At 44.3% G+C, this 15,930-nt stretch carries 10 protein-coding genes; 7 read left to right on the top strand and 3 right to left on the bottom strand.

Annotated features, from left to right (window positions below; translation table 11 throughout):
* Window positions 1–16: 16 nt before the first annotated feature.
* The gene (gene acs, locus CLV93_RS18690) at window positions 17–1,930 is read right to left on the bottom strand and encodes an acetate--CoA ligase (protein WP_106543751.1); all 1,914 of its coding nucleotides are present in this window, start codon (window positions 1,928–1,930) and stop codon (window positions 17–19) included.
* Window positions 1,931–2,193: 263 nt separating this feature from the next.
* Complete coding sequence (locus CLV93_RS18685) at window positions 2,194–3,039, bottom strand: bifunctional transcriptional activator/DNA repair enzyme AdaA (protein ID WP_106543750.1); 846 nt, start codon at window positions 3,037–3,039, stop codon at window positions 2,194–2,196.
* A 208-nt stretch (window positions 3,040–3,247) separates the two neighbouring features.
* Here CLV93_RS18685 and argS point away from each other — a divergent pair, with 208 nt between their 5' ends.
* From argS to CLV93_RS18670, 3 genes are all read left to right on the top strand, one after another.
* Window positions 3,248–5,038, top strand: coding sequence for an arginine--tRNA ligase (gene argS, locus CLV93_RS18680; protein WP_106543749.1), 1,791 nt, complete (start codon window positions 3,248–3,250; stop codon window positions 5,036–5,038).
* Window positions 5,039–5,177: 139 nt separating this feature from the next.
* Window positions 5,178–5,468 (top strand): PQ-loop domain-containing transporter, encoded by a 291-nt coding sequence (locus tag CLV93_RS18675; RefSeq protein ID WP_106543748.1) that lies wholly within the window; start codon window positions 5,178–5,180, stop codon window positions 5,466–5,468.
* 145 nt (window positions 5,469–5,613) lie between these two features.
* Window positions 5,614–9,090 carry a PAS domain-containing hybrid sensor histidine kinase/response regulator gene (locus CLV93_RS18670; protein ID WP_106543747.1) on the top strand — a complete coding sequence of 1,159 codons (3,477 nt, stop codon included), beginning with the start codon at window positions 5,614–5,616 and terminating at the stop codon, window positions 9,088–9,090.
* A 61-nt stretch (window positions 9,091–9,151) separates the two neighbouring features.
* Here the strand turns inward: CLV93_RS18670 and CLV93_RS18665 are convergent, their stop codons facing one another.
* The gene (locus CLV93_RS18665) at window positions 9,152–11,785 is read right to left on the bottom strand and encodes a DUF5916 domain-containing protein (protein WP_106543746.1); all 2,634 of its coding nucleotides are present in this window, start codon (window positions 11,783–11,785) and stop codon (window positions 9,152–9,154) included.
* Window positions 11,786–12,068: 283 nt separating this feature from the next.
* On the opposite strand from CLV93_RS18665, the gene ffh reads away from it, so the two are divergent.
* From ffh to CLV93_RS18645, 4 genes are all read left to right on the top strand, one after another.
* A complete protein-coding gene (gene ffh, locus CLV93_RS18660) occupies window positions 12,069–13,406 on the top strand; it encodes a signal recognition particle protein (protein ID WP_106543745.1) in 1,338 nt (445 codons plus the stop codon).
* 27 nt (window positions 13,407–13,433) lie between these two features.
* On the top strand, window positions 13,434–14,309 hold the full coding sequence (folD, locus tag CLV93_RS18655; RefSeq protein ID WP_106543744.1) for a bifunctional methylenetetrahydrofolate dehydrogenase/methenyltetrahydrofolate cyclohydrolase FolD: 876 nt from the start codon (window positions 13,434–13,436) through the stop codon (window positions 14,307–14,309).
* 171 nt (window positions 14,310–14,480) lie between these two features.
* Complete coding sequence (locus CLV93_RS18650; protein ID WP_106543743.1) at window positions 14,481–15,299, top strand: M48 family metallopeptidase; 819 nt, start codon at window positions 14,481–14,483, stop codon at window positions 15,297–15,299.
* Window positions 15,300–15,452: 153 nt separating this feature from the next.
* A complete protein-coding gene (locus CLV93_RS18645) occupies window positions 15,453–15,827 on the top strand; it encodes a DUF3276 family protein (protein WP_106543742.1) in 375 nt (124 codons plus the stop codon).
* The last annotated feature ends 103 nt before the right edge of the window (window positions 15,828–15,930 follow it).

The following is a 15,930-nucleotide window of genomic DNA, read 5'->3' as shown; positions in this document are numbered from 1 at the left end:
TATGAGGTGTTCAGAATTATCTTTTCACATCAACCAACGCGCCATCGATGATTTGGTCGACAACTTCCTCGTCGAGCAGCGTGGTAATATCGCCGAGATTAGAGGCATCGCCTTCCGCAATTTTCCGTAAAATTCTCCGCATAATCTTACCTGAACGGGTTTTGGGTAAGCCCGGAACCAACTGAATAATGTCGGGTTTGGCAATCGGACCAATGATTTTGGTAACCCCTTTCATAATTGAATTGCGGATACCATCTTCACCTCCGGTCGACAGTTCACCGCAAACAACAAAGGCATAAATTCCCTGTCCTTTAATAGCGTGAGGATAACCAACTACGGCTGATTCGTTTACCAGCGGGTGCTCGTTGATGGCATTTTCAATTTCAGCGGTTCCAAGGCGGTGACCGGATACGTTGATTACATCATCGACACGACCGAGAATTCGGTAATAGCCATCTTCATCGCGTTTGACACCATCACCGGTGAAATACATATTTTCGAACCGGGAGAAATAGGTTTCTTTCATTCGCTTATGGTCACCCCAGATGGTACGAAGCATTCCCGGCCACGGGTATTTGATACAAAGGTTTCCTTCTACACTGTTGCCGACCAGCTCATTTCCCTGGTTGTCGACAACAACGGGCTGTACTCCTGGCATTGGCATCGTGGCAAACGAAGGTTTCGTTGGCGTTACGCCTGCAATCGGGCTAATCATGATGCCACCGGTTTCGGTTTGCCACCAGGTATCAACAATGGGGCAGCGGTTTTTCCCAATGTGGTCATGGTACCAGTGCCAGGCCTCTTCGTTAATGGGTTCACCTACCGTTCCCAAAACCTTCAATGACTCGAGTCGTTTACCCTCGATGAACTCTGGTCCTTTAGCAAGCAATGCACGAATAGCAGTAGGCGCAGTGTAAAACTGGTTCACCTTGTATTTGGCTACAATGTCCCAGAAACGGCCGGCATCGGGCCAGGAAGGAACTCCTTCGAACATGAGTGTTTGTGCACCATTCAGCAGCGGTCCGTAAACGATGTACGAGTGCCCGGTAATCCAGCCAATATCTGCCGTACAGAAATAAACATCGCCCGGATCGTACTGGAAAACATTTTTAAAAGTATAGGCCGAATAAACCATATATCCACCGGTCGTGTGGACAATTCCTTTGGGTTTTCCGGTTGAACCGGACGTATATAAGATGAAAAGTTCATCTTCTGCATCCATTTCTTCCGGCTCACAGTGTGCCGGTTCGCCATGAATAACATCATGCCACCAGATATCGCGCCCCTCCTTCATGTTAACTGATGAACCGGTCCGTTTGAAGACAACAGTGTTTTTTATCGTAGGACAGTGCTTTAGCGCGTCATCTGCGATGTCTTTCAACGGGGTAACTTTGGAACCGCGGTATCCACCATCAGCGGTTAATAATACCGTAGCTCCGGCATCATTAATCCGATCAGCAAGTGATTGTGCCGAAAATCCGGCGAAAACAACAGAGTGAATGGCGCCAATGCGGGCACAAGCCAGCATTCCAACGGCTAATTCAGGTACCATGGGCATGTAAAGCGCTACCCGGTCACCCTTGCGCACTCCAAGTCGCTTTAGGGCATTGGCAAACATGTTGACTTCGGCCAGTAATTCTTTGTAGGTCAGTACGCGATTTTCTTCTTTCGGGTCATTGGGTTCCCAGATGATAGCAGGCAAATTGGCGTGGGTATACAGGTTCTTCTCGAAGATGTTTTCTGTGATGTTGAGCTTTCCGTTGATGAACCATTTGATTTCGGGTTTTTTGAAATCCCAGTCAACAGTTTTATCCCAACGTTTTCTCCAGAAAAACGATTCAGCAACCTGATTCCAGAATGCTTCGGGGTTGGCTATTCCTTTTTGACATTCGTGAATGTAACCTCCTAAGGAATGAATTTTTGGTACCATGCGATCTTATTTTAATAGTGTTTGGATTTCGGAAAAAGCCTTAATTTATATTGAATAAAAATAACAATCAAGTATTGAAGTCACATAGTGCCATTCTACATGAGCTTAAAATTATGAAAAATGAACTAAAAACAGGAAAAATTAAGGTGTAAATGGGTGAAATGGTTGGATTATGGCTGTTGATTGTAAATATTGACATTGAAACAGAGAAGGTAATTTTTATCTTATTTTAATCTAAATAAAAATAAAATGCGTTTCTCAGGTCAAAATAGCGTTTGTTGTCCTTCCAAATCTTGATCAGTTTGTGCTGCTTCCCGTCCAATCATGGCTTGTTTGCGAACCGGGTTCCAGCGGTAGCCTCCTGTTTCGCCCATGCTTTTAATGACCCGGTGACAAGGAATAAGGTATCCTACCGGGTTTCTCCCAATGGCTGTTCCGACAGCTCTTTGAGCCGACGGAGTATCGAGGTGGTCGGCAATAACTCCATAGCTGGTCAGTGTTCCTTCAGGTATTTGCAGTAAAGCCTGCCACACTTTTAGTTGAAATGACGTTCCTTTTAGTCGCAAAGCAATGGGGCCGTTCGGCTTTTCCTGAAATAGAAAAGCGCTTACCTGCCTGTGAATTGGCTGTTCTTCTTCAATAAGTCGGGCCGACGACCATTCTTTTTCAAGTAATGTTGCCGGGTTTTCATCGTCAATGAAAAACAGGTTGCAAACGCCGCGGTCGGTTGAAGCCACGACAAATTCTCCGTAAGGAGAAGATTGAACACTAAAGTAAATGGTGAGGTTTTCGCCACCATTTTTATATTCTCCCGGCGTCATGCCTTCGAGGTTTATAAAAAGGTCGTGCAGGCGACCAGTTCCTGACAGGCCTGTTTGGTGAGCCGTATCAAACAGCGAACGGTTTTCCTTCAGGCAGCGTTTAGCGTAGTTGAGTGTAAGATACTGCAGAAATTTTTTAGGACTGATTCCGGCCCATTCGGTGAATAACCGTTGAAAATGATAAGGACTTATGTTGGCACTGGCAGCAATGTCGTCGAGTGACGGCTGTCGGTTGGCGTGATCGCGAATGTAGCCAAGTGCCCGGGCAATGATTTCATACGTATCCATGAGGGTAAAGTAAAAGCGAATGACTTTTAGAAACAACCCGAAAATTGCTTTTCTGTTAACCCGCTTTTCTGACGACGACTCCGTCCAACTTTAACTTTGTGTCATATTATGGCGGCTGGCGGCAATCAGTCACATTTCCCGGAAGGAAATTTCATGGTGGTTTTCTATCTTTGCGGTTCGAAAAACGGAATTGACAAATTACCCGGATATGGATATTGAAATCATCATCAGAGATAAAGTCGTTGAGGCGATTGAGAAACTTTACAGTCAGAAAGTAGATCCCGACCAGATACAAATTCAGAATACCCGTAAGGATTTTGAAGGCGATAAAACCGTTGTGGTTTTCCCTTTTCTTCGGTTTTCAAAGAAATCTCCTGAACAGACAGGCGAGGAGTTGGGAAATTTGTTGGCTGCGGAAGTGAGTGAAATCGCCGGTTTCAATGTTGTGAAAGGCTTTCTGAACCTGGTTATTGACGGTAGCTACTGGATTAATCAGCTCAATGAGGCGGCTGGAGATGAGCTGTACGGATTTTCTCCGGTTACCGACGAGTCGGAGTTGGTGATGATTGAGTATTCCTCGCCAAATACCAATAAACCATTGCATCTGGGACACATCCGTAACAATCTCCTTGGTTTCTCGATTAGCGAAATTATGAAGGCCAATGGAAACAAGGTAGTGAAAACCAACATTGTTAACGACCGTGGTATTCATATCTGCAAATCGATGTATGCCTGGAAGACGCTGGGAAATGGTGAAACACCGGCTTCATCGGGAAAAAAAGGTGATCACCTGGTAGGAGAATACTATGTGAAATTCGACCAGTTATATAAAAAGGAAATTGCGGAGCTGGTTGCCGGTGGTATGTCGGAGGACGAGGCCAAGGACAAAGCGCCATCTATTCAGGCTGCTCGTGATATGCTTCGCAAGTGGGAAGCGAACGACCCGGAAATCCGTCAGCTGTGGGAAAATATGAACGGCTGGGTTTACCAGGGATTCGACGAGACTTACAAACTGTTGGGTGTTGATTTTGACAAAATATATTACGAATCTGATACTTACCTGATTGGTCGTGATGAAGTAGTACGCGGCTTGGACGAAGGATATTTTTATCGTCGCGAAGATGGTTCGGTATGGGCAGATTTATCGGCCGAAGGCTTGGACGAAAAAATTCTGTTGCGCTCCGACGGTACATCGGTTTACATGACCCAGGATATCGGTACCGCCAAAATGCGTTACCAGGATTACGATATCAATCACATGATTTATGTGGTTGGGAACGAGCAGAATTATCACTTCCAGGTATTGGCGATTTTGTTAGATAAGCTGGGATATGAGTGGGGGAAAGACCTGTATCACTTCTCCTACGGAATGGTCGAGCTTCCTCACGGGAAAATGAAATCGCGCGAAGGAACTGTAGTAGATGCCGACGACCTGGTAGAAGAGATGATAGACGTTGCACGTAAAGTATCGGAAGAGCTGGGCAAGCTGGACGGCTATTCGGAAGAAGAGAAAAAGAACATTTACCGGATTGTAGCGCTCGGCGCGTTAAAGTACTTCATACTGAAAGTTGATCCGCGTAAAAATATGCTCTTCAATCCGGAAGAATCCATCGATTTTAACGGAAATACCGGTCCTTTCATTCAATATACATATGCACGAATTCAGAGTGTACTGCGCAAAGCCGTCGATTCAGGAATCGATATTCCGATGGTAGCACCGTCCATAAATTGCAATGCCAAGGAAATTGAGCTGGTAAAAGCAGTTAACCGTTTCCAGTTTGTTGTTAAGGAAGCCGGCGATAACCATAGTCCTGCGATTGTCGCCAACTATGTGTATGATCTGGTGAAAGAGTTCAACCAGTTTTACCATGATTACAGCATCATGAATGAACCGGACGAAACGGTACGTTCTTTCCGGTTGGTGCTGGCCCGAACCGTCGGTCAGACCATTAAGAATGGTTTCTCACTCTTGGGAATCGAAGTTCCTGAACGGATGTAAAGAACTATTGTAACATAGACTCAACCCCGATTATCTTCTGATTTTCGGGGTTTATTTTTGTCTGGCTGTTGAGCCTAATTGGTCAGAACGATTGCCGCATCGAAAAATTTTTACCTTTAGCGAAGAAAAAATTTGACATATGAATCCATTTGAATTCCTTGGTTGGTTTGGAAACATTATTCTTAGTATTGGGGTCATCCCGCAGGTCATCCAAACATGGCGCACACACGATGTCTCCAGTTTTAACTGGCCATTTCTACTGATGTGGGCTTTTGGTGTGTTATTCACGTTTGTATATATCGCGCAAGGCGATATGGTTCGTGGTTCGTTTCAATGGCCACTTTGGCTCAATTATATAGTTAACATATTAGCAACCTTCTATTTAGTTTATGCTAAATATAAATATGGAAAAACGGTGACAACTAAATAAGCATTTTGCTGCGTAGGCGGTAAAATATTTGTAGCAATCTTTACGTTACATATAGTAAGATTTGGTGAATGTTCATTTCATCAATGGACAAGAGGGGACGTTGAACTAACTACAAACTTTTTTACGCAATTAGCATGTTGCTGTTATGGAGAGGATTGCCGTTTTTCATATAGATACTACCATTGTTTCGAAGATACTGGATGCTGTTTCGGAATGTTCCGGGTTCAGTGCCGTGTTTTTGAATGATAAAGCCTCTTTTGCTCAGGATATTCATCGTATCAACCCGAATCTTTTCATCACAGGTATCGATGATTTTAAGGATCTGGCGGAAGAGTCAGCTATGCGTGATATCCTGTATTCCGGAAAGTTCAAGGTTGTACTAATCGACAATTCCGGGAACAACGATCTTTCTGAACTTCCTGAATTTGTATTCGTCATCTCTGATGAGTTCAATCCAAACAGCATGCGGATTTTGCTCAAAGAAATGGTGAGCGAATGCAAGCGGGAAATCCAAACCAGCGAGCATCTCGATTGGGTTATTCAACATATTCCTACAGCCATTTTCTGGAAAGATGCCCGTTTGAAGTACATGGGGTGCAACAAAACTTTCGCTAGTGATAGAGGATTGAATAACCTTGATCAGGTGATTGGTCTGACCGATTTTGATTTGTTCTCATCCGATGAAGCTGCCAGCAATATTGCCAGGGATCGGGAAGTGCTTGCTACCGGTCAATCCATGATAAACTATGTGGAAGCCATCCCGAACCGGGATGGGAAAACGGAATGGTTGCGGAAAAGCAAGATTCCCATGCGCAATGAAAAAGGCGACATCATCGGCATTTTGGGAATGTATGAGAAAATCACCGATCAGAAACTGGCAGAGGCGGAATTGGAAAAGGAGAAGGACTTTCTCCAGATGTTGATGGATAACATTCCTGACACGATATACTTTAAAAATACAAAGTCGGAATTCACCCGTATTAATCAAGCACAGGCCAACCTGCTCGGAATAGCGACTCCTGAAGAAGCCATTGGTAAAACAGATGTTGACTATTTTGATAAACGGCATGCCCGACAGGCCTTAACCGATGAGCAGGAGTTGTTCTCTAAAGGCATTCCGCTTGTCAATCAGGTGGAAAAGATTGTAACGGCAAAAGGCTTGAAGTATGTTACGGCCACTAAAATACCAATTCGCAATCAGGCGGATAGAATTATTGGCCTCGTTGGAATATCCCGGGACGTAACCAGGGAGCAGGAATATGAGGAGAAATTGCGTCAGCAACAGGAACTGGTTGACACATTCCTGAAAAACAGTCCCGATATTATTTATTACAAGGATAGAAAAGCCAGGTATACCCGTATAAACGAGGCGCATGCCAGGCTTATGAGATTGAAAAAGCCGGAAGATGCCATAGGAAAGACTGATTTCGAGTTTCATGATCGCGAATTTGCAGAGCAATCTTATCAGGATGATATGAATTTGATGAGAACCGGAGAAGCAATTGTGGACAAACTTCAGGAATTTGTGGATGCATACGGTGAACTTCGGTACGTGACAACAACCAAAATTCCGATTAGAGAGAAGAATGGACGAGTTATTGGTTTGGTTGGCGTTTCGCGGGATTATTCCGAAAGGAAACAAATGGAAGATCGGTTAGAGCATGAGCGTCAGTTGTTAAGAATTCTGATGGATAGTGTGCCCGACGGTATCTATTTTAAAGATGCAGAATCGCGGTTTACCCGGATCAACAAGGCAATGGCCCAATTGCTTGGAGTTGAAAACGCAGAAGAGGCGATTGGAAAGACAAAATCTGACTTTTTCCGGGATGAAGAGATTTGGCAGATTAATCTCGATGAGAAGGAGCTGCTAAAGAGTGGAAAGCCGATCATTAATAAACCGGAAAAGCTGACGCTAACTGATGGAACCGTTCGTTGGATGTCGGCTACGAAAATGCCTGTTCGTGATGTTGAGGGCAACATCATCGGTTTGGTCGGTATTTCAAGAGATAACACAATTGAAGTTGAGGCTAAAAAGCATCTGGAAATAGCCAAAAATAAAGCGGAGGAGGCGAACCGGGCCAAGAGCCTGTTTTTGGCCAATATGTCGCATGAGATTCGCACGCCGATGAACGGAGTAATCGGAATGGCGGATATCCTGAGAAAGACAAAACTCAATGAAGAGCAAACAGAATATCTCGACGTAATTACCAAATCGGGAAATAACCTGTTGGCTATTATTAACGACATTCTCGATTTCTCGAAAATTGAGTCCGGGCGGATGGAGTTGGAATCGACACCCATCAATATTCGCAAGATAGTAGAGGATGTGGCTGACGTGTTGATTATAAAGTCGAATAACAAAGGGCTCGACCTGGTGACTTATATCGACGCGGCAATTCCTGACACGGTGCTTGGCGATCCGGTGCGGTTACGGCAGGTGCTTATTAACCTGGCCAATAATGCTATTAAATTTACCAAGAGCGGCGAGGTGTTTATTTCAGCGGAATTGCAGAAGGTTAATTCTGAGGTTGAAGTACTGTTTAAGGTAAAAGATACCGGAATTGGAATTCCGAAAGAGGCACAGGAAAAGTTGTTTGACTCGTTTACGCAAGTCGATTCGTCAACGACCCGAAGGTACGGAGGTACCGGCCTGGGACTGGCTATTTCCAAACGACTGAGCGAACAGATGGGGGGAGAAATCGGTTTGGAAAGCGAAGTCAATCAGGGTTCCGTCTTTTGGTTTACCGCGAAGTTTGAAAAAGCAGCGGCGGGAGCAGTCAGTGACCAGCCAAAAGAAGTGATTGAGTTGGAAAATGTAAAGGTGTTGATTGTCGACGATAATCGGACCAACCGGTTAATCTTCTCAAAATATTTAGAGACCTGGGATTGTTCTTCGGATGAAGCTTCGAGTGGTATGGGCGCTTTGAAGAAATTGAAGAAGGCAGCCTCAAAAGGACAACCTTACGATATCGCTTTGGTTGATTTCCAGATGAGCGAGATGGATGGACTAGACTTCGCCAGCCGTGTGAAAAAGGACCCGGATATTGCTTCAACTAAACTAATATTACTGTCATCTGTTTCCGATATTTTGCCGAGGGGACAAGTTCAAAGTGCTGGTTTTGAGTATTATTTGAATAAGCCGATAAAACTCGATCAGTTGCTTAATATCATGGCTAAAGTAACTGGTAAGCAGTTACCTGAGTCATATACTGACGCCACTCGTACGAAGAATCAAGGAATTAACGGAAAGAAAAGAAATCTGAAAGTTCTGGTTGCCGAGGATAATGTGATTAATCAGAAGGTCGCCATGTTGACACTAAAGTGTGTGTCTGACTCCATTGATCTGGCCAAAGACGGAGAAGAAGCATGGCGAATGTACCGCGATAACGAGTATGACTTGATAATGATGGACATCCAGATGCCGCAACTGAACGGTTATGAGGTAACGAAGATGATACGGAAAGAGGAGGAGCAGAATGGAAAACCGGTAAAGATTGTTGCCATGACCGCAAACGCACTTCAGGAAGATATTGACTTGTGTTTGAGTATCGGAATGGACGGTTATTTGAGCAAGCCGTTTAAGGCGGAAGATGTAATTGAAACGGTGGACAAACTCTTTTAAGGTTAATAAATAGTTTATGAAGGAAAATCCCCGCACTAAAATTGAGGCGGGGATTTTTTCATTAGTGTAATCCGATACGGTACGAGAATTTGACTAAGAAAATATTGTACGGTTGGTTGCCGTTAAACAAGTTATCGAAACTCCTGTCCAAATTAAAATCACCAAAACTGTCTGAATAATCTCTTGATTGAGACCATACCAGGTAAACGGTGGAACCCGGAGTGTATTCCCATCGCACTACGAGATTGGAAAGAAATTCGTTGAAGTTAAAGTTGGGTTGCTCGAAAGAATAGTCGGTGGTTCCATCCTGATTTTCGTCGATGTAGTACATCTCCTCAGAGTCGTTGTAAGTCAACTGATTTGGAGAATAGAGCTGGAACCTGTCGGAGAATCGATCGGCTTTGGGATCGGTAATCATCTTAAACTCGTTGTATTTTCCGGAAGCGAAAAACGGTTGTCCCCAGTACTGAATGGTCAGGTCGGGCGTCAGGTTGATATTAACCCGCATCGAAAAACTCAATACTTTTTGGTCGAGATGTGCCATGAGGTAGCGATTATCTCCGTTTATGGAATATTCATCCACATACTGCAGCTCTCTTTTCTGTTTGTACAGCGATGGCTCCAAACTGAAATTGAGCGTATTGTTTGGTCTGTATTCAATTTCAGGTGAATACGAGCATGAGGTGCGACTGTTGTATTTGTTCCAGTTGTTGCTTCCGAAGTAGGATAGTTTCAGTTTCTTGCGTTCGTCGGTCTCAATTCCGTACCAGATATTCATTCCTCCGGGAACAATCATGCCCGGACCTCCCCGCAGAATGTAATTGTCTACTTCATCGCTATCGAAATTGATTCCTGAATGAAATGACCAATAGTTTTTAAACTCAATATAGCCATTAACATTTCCGCCCGAATTGAGGTATTGTCCGCTGAAATCCCATACATTCCATTGGTTCAGGTTCAAATTGGCTTTCCGCATAATTCCTTTGGGCTCGTTAAACCGATAACCCATCCAGAAAACCTGGAAAATCTGGTCAGTGGAGCGAAGGTAGCCTACATCGTTCAGTTCAAGTCCCGGTGATTTGGCCATAGCTGCTAACAGAAACTTCAGGTTACCACCGATTTTTCCAAATTGAACATTCCCTCCAAATCCAGAAAGACTGGTTCTGGTACTATCTAAATGAATATGTGTGGCGTCCGGTCGCTGGTAATAATGTCTCGAAGAGGTTTGGGTTTCCAATAGAGCCTCTTTCGTTCCCTCTACTTTGCTGAAAGCTCCGTGAACTGAGAGTAGATAATTTTTGTCGTTAAAATATTGTGTGAAGTCGAGTCCTCCGGTCGTTGCTGAACGATGGAGGTAGTCTTTCAAAACATTATCGAGTTGGCGGGAAGTATTGGTGACCATACCACCGATCAGGGTATTTCCTTTGTTTAGGTCTTTCTGCAAACGACCGACGAAATAATTGGTCAATGGTTCTACGGTCTGCGTTCTTTGTTCGCCTTCGTATGCAATTTTTGCTTTTTCTTCGGCAGCAACACTTTCAATAACTCCAACCGACCAACCTGATTCTGTCTTTCCGGTTAATTTGGCAGCTCCAATAATTGAGGTGTTTTTTGGGCTGTCGATGTATTCGTTGTCTCGCAGGTCCGGTTCATATTGAGGCCTGCGTCCTATTCGGCGCGAGTAAAACAGGTTCTCGGTAGAAAGGTCGCCGTCACCAAATCCTAACGGGAAACTGGTGATGCTTTTTCCTTCGATGAAAAAGGGGCGCTTTTCGCGGAAGAAAGTTTCGAACGCCGTTAAATTGACCTCTGATGGATCAGCTTCTACCTGTCCAAAATCAGGATTGATGGTGAAGTCGAGTGTCAGGTTATTGGTTACGCCAATCTTTCCGTCAAGGCCGGCATTCAACCGGTTTTTGTGGCCGGTCGAAAATGGATTACCCTCTTCTTTCGGGTACGATTCTACTCCGGCCACCACGTAGGGAGTCAGGTCGAGCTGTTTCTTCGGTTTAATATCGTTCAAGCCGCCCAGTTCTCCATAGAGATGAACAAAGCCGGGAGCATTACGCGCGATAGGTTGCCAGAAATCGGTTTCGGCATAACGATAGATGTAGCGAACAACTTCCAGTCCCCAAACAGTGGAGGAGTTCTTATTAAATCGTAACTGCGTAAAGGGGATCTTCATTTCAGCACTCCATCCCCATGAAGTCATGCTTGTCTTTACATACCAAATCGGGTCCCAGGTGTCATCTTCATTGTCGCCGTCATTGGTCATGATCGCATCGTCTTTGACTCCTGAAGCAGTTACAATGAAATTGAAGGCTGTGCGGCGGTCGTGGTAACTGTCAAACGAGATTCCAACGTAATCGCCATCCAGATTGTCCCGCCGACTCATTCTTCTGACGATGCTGTCGGGGGCAGTGTCGAAAGCTTTTATCCCGACGTAAATAAAATTATCGTCGTACATAATTTTGAAAGTCGTATTCTGGCGGGGAGCTTTCCCTTCGTATGGTTCTCTTTGCGTAAAGCTGTCTTCCCACTGTCCCGATTGCCAGGCTGCTTCTGACAGATTTCCATCGATGGTGAGCGGCGACTGAAGTCTGGTGGCGTTGTAGCGTTTCTTCTGAACGTCCTGTCCGAATACGTTACTCGCTATAATGAGAAAAAATATGAATAGAAAAAACGGTTTTTTCATGGTTTGAAATTCGCAGATTAGCTTTCATCTTAAAAGGACGCCGAAAAAGATGTTTCGTTACACGTTTGTCTGAATTATTGTTTGCTTATTTCTAAAGTGTGTTGGTTAGTATCTTGATGAGTAGTGTATTACATGAGTTTGGCGGCGGGGCTATTGATGACAAATTGGTATGGATGAGTTACCAATTGCCAGCCATATGAAAGGGCATAGCTGAGCAATTTTATATTTTCCTAATTCTGCCAATTCATTATCTTTGTACGCACTCAAAAAAACGGGAATACAAATGTTTGAAAATCTTACCGACAGGTTAGAGAAATCGTTTAAACTGCTCAAAGGTTCGGGGCAGATTACCGAGATAAATGTTGCCGAAACATTAAAGGATGTTCGTCGTGCACTGCTTGACGCCGACGTAAACTTCAAAATAGCCAAAGATTTTACCAATCGTGTGAAGGATAAAGCCATCGGGCAGAAAGTGCTCGAGTCGGTGAAGCCGGGACAGATGATGGTAAAAATCGTTCACGACGAGTTGGCGGAACTGATGGGAGGCGAGACGGTTGATATTTCGTTAACGAAATCGCCGTCAGTGATTCTGATGTCAGGTTTGCAGGGATCAGGTAAAACTACCTTTTCCGGAAAGCTGGCCAATCGTTTAAAATCGAAGCAGAAGAAGAATCCGTTGTTGGTTGCCTGCGACATTTATCGTCCGGCTGCAATCGAGCAGTTGAAGGTAGTTGGCGAATCAATTGAGGTTCCGGTTTATACGGAAGAAGGTGTTAAAGACCCGGTAAAAATTGCCAAAAACGCGATTAAGAAAGCAAAAGCAGAAGGCAATGATGTGGTCATTATCGATACCGCCGGTCGTTTGGCCATCGATGAGCAGATGATGCAGGAAATCGAAGCCATTAAAAAGGCTATCGATCCTGATGAAACGCTTTTTGTGGTTGACTCGATGACCGGTCAGGACGCTGTGAATACAGCCAAAGAGTTTAACGAACGACTCGATTTCGATGGAGTTATCCTGACCAAACTCGATGGTGATACCCGTGGTGGTGCTGCGCTTTCGATTCGTACGGTAGTTAAGAAGCCCATCAAATTTGTGGGTACCGGCGAAAAAATGGATGCCATCGATGTATTTCACCCCAGTCGTATGTCTGACCGGATTCTCGGGATGGGTGATATCGTTTCGTTGGTGGAGCGTGCCCAGGAGCAATTCGATGAAGAGGAAGCCCGCAAATTGCAGAAGAAACTGGCGAAGAACCAGTTCAACTTCAACGATTTCCTGACGCAGATTCAGCAAATCAAAAAGATGGGTAACCTGAAGGATTTGGCTGCGATGATTCCGGGAATGCGCAAAGCTTTGAATAATATTGACTTGGAAGACGATGCCTTCAAGCACATCGAAGCCATTATCTATTCCATGACACCTGATGAGCGTGACAATCCGGCTTTGATTGATGGTTCCCGTCGTAAGCGTATCGCTACCGGTTCAGGAACGAACATTCAGGAAGTAAACCGTTTGATCAAGCAATTCGGGGAAACCCGGAAAATGATGAAGATGGTTTCGCAGGGCGGAAATGTGCGTAATATGGCTGCTAAAGCGCAACGCGGAAAAAGAAGATAAGCTAAATCATCAAAATAAATATCTTCAATGATTTTACTGGACGGAAAGAAGACATCGGCCGAATTAAAAGCCGAAATTGCTGACGAAGTAAAGCTGCTGAAAAGCAACGGTAAAAAAGCACCCCACCTGGCGGCTGTACTTGTGGGCCACGACGGTGGAAGCGAATCGTACGTAGCTTTCAAAATGAAGGATTGCGCCGAGGTCGGTTTCAAATCGAGCCTGGTTCGTTTTGAAGACGACGTGACCGAAGAAGAGTTGCTGGCTAAAGTGGACGAGTTGAATAATGATGACGATGTGGACGGATTCATCGTTCAGTTGCCCTTGCCCAAACACATTTCCGAACAGAAAATTATCGAAGCGATTGACCCGAAGAAAGATGTTGACGGCTTTCATCCGATTAACGTAGGGCGAATGGTTATCGGTCTGCCTTGCTTTGTTTCGGCTACGCCGGACGGTATCGTGGATTTGTTGAAGCGCTATAATATTGAAACGTCAGGTAAGAATTGTGTTGTGGTTGGACGAAGCAACATTGTCGGCCGCCCGTTGAGTGTACTGATGTCTCAGAAAGCGATAAATGCTACGGTAACCGTTGCTCACAGTCGCACCAAGAACCTGAAAGAGTTGTGTGCCAGTGCCGATATTCTGATTGCAGCGCTCGGTTCGCCTGAGTTCATTAAAGGTGACATGGTGAAAGAAGGAGCGGTTGTTATCGACGTAGGAACCACACGTGTAAAATCGGATAAGACCAAATCGGGCTTTAAGCTGAAAGGCGATGTGGCCTTCGATGAAGTAGCTGAAAAATGTTCTTACATTACGCCTGTTCCCGGAGGTGTTGGCCCGATGACCCGAGTATCATTATTGAAAAATACCTTGTTGGCTGCGAAAGGTGAGATTTATTCGTAGCGTACTTTGAAATAAAAATATTGACTTTAAGAGCTGTCTGTCTGGCAGCTCTTTTTTTAGCTCTTCACGGTAGTTTAATCCGTTATAGATGAACCGAAACTGAGTTGAAAACGTTTTCTAAACTGAAAATATTCACTGCTTAATATAAACCGTAGTATGAAAATGACACCAATGAAAATTAGCCGAATTCAGGTTAGGTTATCCTGGATTTTCTCCCTTTTTTTGTTTGCTGCCTGTGCAACCGTTCCGTTAACCGGAAGACAACAGCTGAACCTGGTTCCCGAGTCTGAGATGTTGTCGATGAGTCTGACACAGTATGATGACTTCCTGAAAAGTAATCAATTATCGGACAATCAGCAGGAAACTGCAATGGTGCAACGGGTCGGAAAGCGGATCGCTGCGGCGGTCGACCAATATTTGAAAGACAATGGCCTGGGAGATCGAGTGAAAGACTTTAACTGGGAGTTTAATCTGGTGAAAGATTCGGTAGCCAACGCGTGGTGTATGCCCGGCGGTAAAGTGGTGGTTTATACAGGAATATTACCAATTACCAAAAATGAAAATGGTTTGGCTGTTGTGATGGGACACGAAATTGCCCATGCGGTTGCGCGCCATGGTAACGAACGGATGAGCCAGGAGATGTTGGTTCAACTGGGCGGAATGGGATTGGCAGCAGCCATCGCTCAGAAGCCTGAAGAGACCAAGAAAATATATATGACTGCTTATGGCATCGGTGCGCAGGTGGGAGCTATCCTTCCGTATTCGAGGAGTCACGAGCTGGAAGCGGATAAAATGGGGTTGATGTTTATGGCCATGGCCGGCTATGATCCGAGAGGAGCCGTTGATTTTTGGACGCGGATGGAGGCGAACGGAGGTAGCGGAATGCCCGAATTCCTTAGTACACACCCGGTTGATTCGCATCGGATTGCTCAAATAAAACAGGATTTACCTGAGGCTTTAAAATATTACCAACAGGCGAAGGATAATTAGCCTTCACTATCCATATTCGTTATAAATATTGCATTTTCTGTTTTACAACCTATTATTTGGTGTACATAATATGTTCTCTTTTAAGCTTTTTTAATTCTTTTTTATAATTTTGAAAAGATTCGAACAATACACAGAAAATTAAAATTTTCGAATATGGAAGGTATTGATAAAAAGGATGGAACTGATAATCACGGTAAAGGTGATAAGAAGTTCCGTGAAGAGGTTTATTCGAAAGCTGTAAGAGCTGGAAAAAGAACGTACTTTTTTGATGTAAAAATGACTCGTAAGGACGAGTATTATTTAACCATCACTGAGAGTAAGAAAAAGTTTGATCAAGATGGGAAGTACCATTTCGAAAAACACAAAATCTTCCTGTACAAAGAGGATTTCGACAAATTTTCGGAAGGGCTCACTGAGATTATCGATTACATTCAGGAACGTCAACCTTACGAACCTCGTGAAACGGAGGAAAAGGATGTACTAAAAGAGTACTCTGACGTTGAGTTCGAAGATTTAGCATCAAGCTAACAAAGCGGTTACGAGAATAGAAGAACAGCCGCTGAAATGCTTCAGCGGCTGTTCTCGTTCTGGTAATATTTTCATAAGGTACTGAACCGGTAGCCTAACTAAT

The organism is Prolixibacter denitrificans (assembly GCF_003014495.1).
In the GTDB taxonomy this organism is placed as follows: Bacteria; Bacteroidota; Bacteroidia; order Bacteroidales; family Prolixibacteraceae; genus Prolixibacter; species Prolixibacter denitrificans.
The sequence above is the reverse complement of the archived record's forward strand: the minus strand, read 5'-3'. Positions and strand labels throughout refer to the sequence as shown.